Source organism: Vitiosangium sp. GDMCC 1.1324 (assembly GCF_003044305.1).
In the GTDB taxonomy this organism is placed as follows: Bacteria; Myxococcota; Myxococcia; order Myxococcales; family Myxococcaceae; genus Archangium.
Genome location: NZ_PZOX01000072.1, coordinates 1 through 1,537, shown reverse-complemented (window position 1 = coordinate 1,537; position 1,537 = coordinate 1). Strand labels below are relative to the sequence as shown.

The window sequence follows — 1,537 nt, the reverse complement described above, 5'->3', positions numbered from 1 at the left end:
GAGCGATGAGCCGTTTCTACGACCTGACGGATGACAGGCGCGAACCAGAACGCTGGCACCTGCGCCACCCCATCGATGAACAAGGTCAAAAGATCGATCCCTGGCAGTTCACCGAGGGCCGACGGCTCGAGCCCCAAGGGACCATCCGCTTCCCCGTGAGGCCCGATGGGCGCGAGCTGGAGTTCACCCTGGATGCCTTTTCCACCCCTGTGGTGCACGGCTGCGTCGTCCAACTCTTCGAGCGCTTGGGCATTCAGGACGTTCAATTCCTCCCCGTCCAGGTGGAGGGTCACGCAGGGCCCTGGTTCATCCTCAACGCCCTGCGCATCATCCGCTGCATCGACGAAGCGCGGAGCCGGGATGTACGTCACTGGAAGCCGGAGGATGGTCAGCCGGAAAAAGTGGGCGAATACAAGGTCGTCTCTGGAATGCGCATCGATCCCACAAAGGTGGGCGACGCTCGCATCTTCCGCCCCTGGGGCTGGACGGTAGCCCTCATCGTCTCCGAGGACGTGAAGGATGCCATGGAGAGCGAGGGCCTCACCGGCCCGCGCTTCACAGAAGTCTGACTTCCCACAGCCCACATGCGCATGCAGAGTGCCGGGGGATGAAGAGCATGCACACGTGCCTGACCCTGACGCTGGGAGTCCTCTTATGCACCTCGAGCACCGTGGCCCGGGCGGCAGCGCCGGGCGGCGAGTCCTCCGAGGCAGCCCCCAGGGAGGTGCGCGTGGACGCGCTGCCTGGAGGCCCGCTGCGGCTCTCCTTCGAGCCCCTGCCACCCGCCCAAGCCCTGGAGCCCCTGCGGCCGGAGGAAGTACGCGAGGTGCTCGCGGCCCTGAAGGAGCTCTCACGACCCAGGGAGGGCTTCGAACCGGGGGTAACCATGGCCTCGGTGGGCCCCCAGGACATCCCCGGGCAATGGGAGCACCACTTGAGGGAGGCCTTCGCGTCGCGCTACGGCCCTCCGCTGCTGCCCCTGCCACCGTCACTGGAGACGAGCCGCCTCTTCATGGCCCTGAAACTCGCCCCGCGCTACATGGGCAAGGGCATGAGCGAGGCGGCGCGGGAGCTCTTCTCCTCGCGCCTCTTCCTGGCGAGCGTGGCCCTGTCGGTGCTGGTGTACTTCGCGGCCTGGGTGGCACCGGAGCCCCTCTTCACCAAGACCTTCGCGGCGGCGCTCACTCTCCGGCTGTCACTGGCGGTGGGCGTCCTGGAGCTCACCCGGGTGGCGCTGGCGTGCGTGCGCCTGTACCGGGAGGTGGAAGCGGCCACGACGCTGGAGCAACTGGAGGCGGTGGCCGAGCGCTTCGGCAAGGCCCTGGGAGGCACGGGGCTGCGCGTGCTGGTGATGGTGGCCAGCATGGGCATGGCCAGGGGACTGCCCCAGGTGCCGCAGGGTGGGCTCACCGGGCTGCTGGGCTCGCCCCGGTACGCACTGCCCGGAGGCCTGTCGCTAGAGGGCGCGACGACGGTACGCATGGTGGCCGACGGCACCGTCCTCGTCACGGGCGTCGCCGCGGGCACCGTGGCGGCC

The 1,537-nt window shown here is 68.6% G+C and carries 2 protein-coding genes; both read left to right on the top strand.

Translation table 11 applies throughout. The annotated features are described in order from the left end of the window. Window positions 1-569 (top strand): imm11 family protein (locus DAT35_RS57895; RefSeq protein ID WP_369946762.1); only part of this gene is annotated, 569 nt, incomplete at its 5' end. Window positions 570-607: 38 nt separating this feature from the next. After that, window positions 608-1,537, top strand: a 930-nt coding sequence (locus tag DAT35_RS57890) for a hypothetical protein (RefSeq protein ID WP_108077987.1), incomplete at its 3' end; no start/stop codon positions are given.